Origin of the sequence: Stenotrophomonas sp. RS-48 (assembly GCF_030053245.1) — a bacterium.
GTDB classification, from domain to species: domain Bacteria; phylum Pseudomonadota; class Gammaproteobacteria; order Xanthomonadales; family Xanthomonadaceae; genus Stenotrophomonas; species Stenotrophomonas maltophilia_P.
The window spans coordinates 1-4,850 of sequence record NZ_JASGBV010000026.1; the positions used below are offsets into that span (position 1 = coordinate 1).

At 68.9% G+C, this 4,850-nt stretch carries 4 protein-coding genes; 1 reads left to right on the forward strand and 3 read right to left on the reverse strand.

The window, feature by feature from the left end:
* Window positions 1-31: 31 nt before the first annotated feature.
* From QMZ25_RS05925 to QMZ25_RS05935, 3 genes are all read right to left on the reverse strand, one after another.
* Entirely contained in the window at window positions 32-1,282 is a 1,251-nt protein-coding gene (locus QMZ25_RS05925) for an ectonucleotide pyrophosphatase/phosphodiesterase (RefSeq protein WP_283219267.1), read from the reverse strand.
* Window positions 1,283-1,390: 108 nt separating this feature from the next.
* The gene (locus QMZ25_RS05930; protein WP_253118996.1) at window positions 1,391-1,882 is read right to left on the reverse strand and encodes a methylated-DNA--[protein]-cysteine S-methyltransferase; all 492 of its coding nucleotides are present in this window, start codon (window positions 1,880-1,882) and stop codon (window positions 1,391-1,393) included.
* Complete coding sequence (locus tag QMZ25_RS05935) at window positions 1,879-3,357, reverse strand: DNA-3-methyladenine glycosylase 2 (RefSeq protein WP_111185821.1); 1,479 nt, start codon at window positions 3,355-3,357, stop codon at window positions 1,879-1,881. Before QMZ25_RS05935 ends, QMZ25_RS05930 begins: the two co-directional genes overlap by 4 nt.
* A gap of 160 nt (window positions 3,358-3,517) precedes the next feature.
* Here QMZ25_RS05935 and QMZ25_RS05940 point away from each other — a divergent pair, with 160 nt between their 5' ends.
* The gene (locus tag QMZ25_RS05940) at window positions 3,518-4,681 is read left to right on the forward strand and encodes a hypothetical protein (protein ID WP_111185819.1); all 1,164 of its coding nucleotides are present in this window, start codon (window positions 3,518-3,520) and stop codon (window positions 4,679-4,681) included.
* Window positions 4,682-4,850: the final 169 nt, after the last annotated feature.

Sequence of the window (4,850 nt, forward strand, 5' to 3'; positions counted from 1 at the left end):
GCGCCGGGCCAGGCCCGGCGGAGACGCCCGATCAACGCAGCGTCTGCTTCAGTGTCTCGGCATTGCCGTCGTTCGGCGCGGCTGGAACCCGCAGCAGGTGTGCCAGCAGCGGATAGACATCGACGTTGTCGAAGCCGTCGATCAGCAGCCCCTGGCGGAACGACGGGCCGCTCGCCACGAACACCGCACGCATCGACGGCAGCGCCGGATCGTAGCCGTGCGAGCCGCCGTCGCGACGATCGCGCCTGGCGATCCAGTCCCGGGTCAGCGCGTCCCAGCCTTCATCCATCTGGCAGACGATGGCGGGTATGCGTGGATGCGTGCCGTAATGCCAGCGCGCAGGCAGGTTCTCCTTCTTCCAGCATTCGTAGTGGGCATGGCGGCCGAGCAGGGCACGTTCGGCCTCGGCTTCACGCCCCGCGACCGGCGCGAAGCCGACCGACTGGCCCTGGCTGACGTTGCGTGCGATGGCCGGGTCCACCATCGACTCGGTGGCGATCACCTGGCCTTCGCCCACCGCGGCCATGCCGTGATCGGAAACCACGATCACATTGGTGGTGGCTGTCAGGCCACGCTGCTGCAGTCCGTCGAGCACCTGGCCGACAACCTGGTCGGCCCGCACGATGGCTGCCGTGTACTGCTGCGACTGCGGCCCATGGTGATGCCCGGCCTTGTCGACGTGTTCCATGTACAGCGTGGCCAGGCGCGGCGCCTCGGCATCGCTGCGTGCCAGCCAGCCCAGTACGGTCTGCACACGTTGCTCGAACGGTTCCTTGTCGTTATACGCCAGCCACTGGCTGGGGCGCACGCCCTTGATCTCCGCTTCGCTGCCCGGCCAGGACCAGGTCGCGGAACGCACGCCGGCTTTCTCCGCGCTGACCCAGATCGGCTCGCCGCCCCACCAGTCGCTGCGGGTGACCGCCTCGCGGTTGCTCAGCGCGAAACTGCCCAGCGATGCGTCGTCCATCGCATTGTGGATGATGCCGTGATGGTCAGGGCGCAGACCGGTCACGATGGTGTAGTGGTTGGGGAAGGTCAGCGAGGGATAGGAGGGCGTCATCCAGCGTGCGCGCACGCCGCTGTCGATCATCCGCTGCAGGTTCGGAGTCAGCCCGCGGTCCAGCGCGTCGGCACGCAGGCCATCGATGGAGATCAGCAGCAGCTTCGGCGGTGCGGCCGTTGCCGCAGGCGTGGAGACGGTGGCGGTCGGGGCGGGTGCGGTGGTGCAGGCGGCCAACGGCAGCAGCAGCACCAGCGCGCAGGTCAGGCGTACGGAAGTCATCCGCCCATCATAGTGCGAGGTAATGACGCGCCCAAGACACGGCGCGCCAGGACCGTCCGCGGTCAGATCCCTTTCCCGCGGGAAAAGGGATCTGACCCCGATCTCCCATCAGGCGAACAGCGGTACCTGGCGTTGCTCAAGCCGCAGCAGTGCTGCCTTGGTCTCCAGCCCGCCGCCGAAACCGGTCAGCGCGCCGTTGCTGCCGATCACGCGATGGCAGGGCAGGATGATCGGCAGCGGATTGCGGCCGTTGGCGGCGCCGACCGCGCGCGTCGCACTGGGCTGGCCCAGGTGCTGCGCCAGCTGCAGGTAGCTCCAGGTCTGGCCGAACGGTATCAACGCCAGGGCATGCCACACGCGCAGCTGGAACGGGGTGCCGCGCGGTGCCAGCAGCAGATCGAATGTGCTGCGTTCGCCATGCAGGTACTGCAGCAGCTGTTCGCGGGCCTCGGGAAACGCGCCGGGCGCATTGTGCCAGTCGCTGCGTCCGCGCGCGGGGTGGCGGTTTTCAGGAAACAGCACGTGGGCCAGGCCACGTTCGTCACCGGCGATGGTGAGCTCGCCGATCGGGCTGTCAAAACGGTCGAACAACAACGTCATGTCGGTTCTCCAACGAACGTGCCGGACAGATGCCACAGATGCAGCACCGCATACGAGCGCCAGGGGCGCCAGGGCTGGGATCGCGCTTCGGTGGCGCGTTCGCTCAGGCGCTGCCCCTGGGCATGGCCGAGCACCTGCTGCAGCACCAGGTCACCTGCAGGAAACGCGTCGGGCTGGCCCAGGCCGCGCAGGGCGATGTACTGCGCCGTCCACGGGCCGATGCCGGGCAGGGCCACGCAGCGGGCGACGAATTCCTCCAGTGCCTGGCCGGGCCCGAAGTCGAGCTGGCCACTGACGCAGGCTGCGGCCAGTGCGCGCACGGTGGCGGCGCGGCTGCGTGGCAGACCGATCGATTCCAGAGGGGCGTCCGCCAATACCGAGGGAGAGGGGAACTGGCGGTCGAACTCCGTCGGCATGCCCGGCAGGTGGGCGCCATGCGCGTCGACCAGCCGGCGCGCGAAGGTGGTCGCTGCCGCAACGCTGACCTGCTGGCCGAGCACGGCACGCACCGCCACCTCGAAGCCATCCCAGCCGCCCGGCACGCGCAGGCCAGGGCGTTCGGCGATGCCGCGCGCCAGCAGCGGCTCTTCACCGAGCGCGGCATGCACCTGCTGCAGGTCGGCATCGAGATCGAATACCCGCCGCACGCGTCGCACGATGTCCGGTATCAGCCGCGGATCGACCGCACCCAACTGCAGGCGCAGTTCCGGCCGCTTCGGATCAGCCGTCACGCGCAGCAGGGTGGGTCGTTCAGGCGTGCCGAGCACGCGCTGGTAGCTGTCGTCGCCGATCAGTTCGATGCCCGGCAGGCTGCGCTTGCGCAGGAACGCCAGCATGCGCGGAAAATCCAGCGGAGGCCGGTAGCCCAGGCGCAGCACCAGGCCACCGTCATCGGCGGCCAGCGGGACGTGTTGGCGGCGCAGCGTGGTCGGCGCCATCCCGCAGCCCTGCAGGAAGGCGGTGTTGAAGCGGCGCAGGCTGTTGTAGCCCGCCGCGAGCGCAACGTCGGTGACCGGCAGGGTGGTTTCGGTCAGCAGCTGCTTGGCCAGCAGCAGGCGGTGGGTGGCGTGAATCTGGCCGGGCGTGGCGCCCAGGTGCTCCACGAACAGGCGCTGCAGCTGGCGTGCGCTGAGGCCGATCTTCGCAGCCAGTCCGGCAACCGGCTGCTCCTGCAGGAAGCCGCCGTGGATCAACGCCAGCGCCCGCTGCACGGCCTGGCCGGCCAGCGCCTGCTGTGCCTGCGGCGCCAGTTCGGGACGGCAGCGAAGGCAGGGCCGGTAACCGGCGGCAGTGGCTGCGGCCGCACTCGGGAAATAGGTGATGTTGCGCGGCTTCGGCGGCGGCGCCGGGCAGACCGGCCGACAGTAGATGCCGGTGCTGCGCACGGCGGTGAAGAACACGCCATCAAAGCGCGCGTCACGGGCGAGGCGGGCACGGTCGCAGGCAGCGGTGTCGAGGACGAGGGCGGTGTTCATGCGCCCAGTCTAGGCCGCTCATGTGGAGGATACTCGCCGGATTCGGACATGGATGCAGCGGGTCGCGATCCGGGGTCAGAACCGGTTCAGTGCCACGTGCTGAATGCGCGCGCCGGGCAGGTAGACTGTGATCCTTGTTCCTGCGAAATCCGGTTGCCCGATGTCCGCCTTGATCCGCTGGTTGCCCCTGTTGTGCCTGGCCTTTGCGGGCTGCAGCCAGTTGGAGAATCCGGGCAACGTGACCGCGGCTGACAAGGCGGCACGGGCACCGGCCAGTGATGGCGACAACATGGTGTCGATCAATGCCGCCGACGCCCCACCACCGCCGTCCCCGCCGCGCAGCCGCGCTGATCGGCCGTGGCCGCAGGCGCAGCTGGAGAACGGCCGGGCCTGGGTCAGCTGCAGCACCGATTACGCGGCCGAAGGCGGCGACGGCGTGGAGCTGGAAGGGCTGCAGCGTGAGCAGATCAGCCAGGCGCTGCAGCCGTGTGCCGAACGGGGCCTGTTGCGGGTGCGCTACAACGGCAAGATCAATCCCGGGTTCGCCGAAATGATGTGGCGCCTGGCCGTGGTGGCCGACGCGCTGGAGATCCACAAGCGCATCCTCGATCTCGACTCCAGTGGTGGCCAGGTCGAGTCGGCGATCATTGCCGGCGACAGCATCGGCGAATCGGGCTGGACCATCTGGGTGCGCGAAGGATCGATCTGCCACAGCGCCTGCGTGTTCGTGCTCGCGGCCGGCGACAACCGCCTGCTGACCGGCAAGGTCGGCATCCACCGCATGATGCGCATCAGCTCCAAGGCGACCTCGCGCGCCGAGCTCAACCGCGAGCTGCACGAGGTCTACGACAACGTGAAGGATTATCTGCAGCGCAACGGTGTGGCGGTGGGCGTTGCTGATCTGATGATGACCGTGCCCAACCGCAGCCTGCGCCTGCTGACCCCCGAGGAACTGCGGCAGTTCGGCCTGGATGGCACCAATGCGGTGCAGGATGACCTGGAACGGATCAAGCAGATGCGCGCGTGTGGCGACGATTTCGTGCAGCGCAAGGACGCGTTCCTGATCGCCTTCGACCAGCAGTGCAAGCGCGACGGTGCGGACATGGAATCGATCAACAGCTGCGGCCAGTCGCTCAAGCAGCGGTTCGGTTTCCCCGATCCGGTCTGCCCCGAGGAGAGCCCGCTGTCGGAGATCGACGTGGCCACGCTGCCACCGTCTCCTCCGCCGCAGGTTCCGGTGGCGGAACAGCCGGCAGTGGAGACGGAGACCCAGGCCTCACAGGCCGATGCGGAAGCAACCCAGGGCAGCGTGCCGCTGCGCTGACAAACGCCTCACCCGGCTGGCGTAGACTGCGGTTCCTTCCGATGAACCGGTGGTGTCCATGAAGCGCGTGCTCCTGCTGCTGTCCCTGTTGCCGCTTGCTGCATTCGCCCAGGTGCCCGCGCCCGCCACGCCGGCTCCGGCGCCGGCGCGCCCGGCGCCGAGTGCGCCG

Coding starts and splice junctions, on each gene's coding strand:
- QMZ25_RS05925 (WP_283219267.1), bottom strand. CDS start 1,282: ATGACTTCCGTACGCCTGACCTGCGCGCTGGTGCTGCTGCTGCCGTTG.
- QMZ25_RS05935 (WP_111185821.1), bottom strand. CDS start 3,357: ATGAACACCGCCCTCGTCCTCGACACCGCTGCCTGCGACCGTGCCCGC.
- QMZ25_RS05930 (WP_253118996.1), bottom strand. CDS start 1,882: ATGACGTTGTTGTTCGACCGTTTTGACAGCCCGATCGGCGAGCTCACC.
- QMZ25_RS05940 (WP_111185819.1), top strand. CDS start 3,518: ATGTCCGCCTTGATCCGCTGGTTGCCCCTGTTGTGCCTGGCCTTTGCG.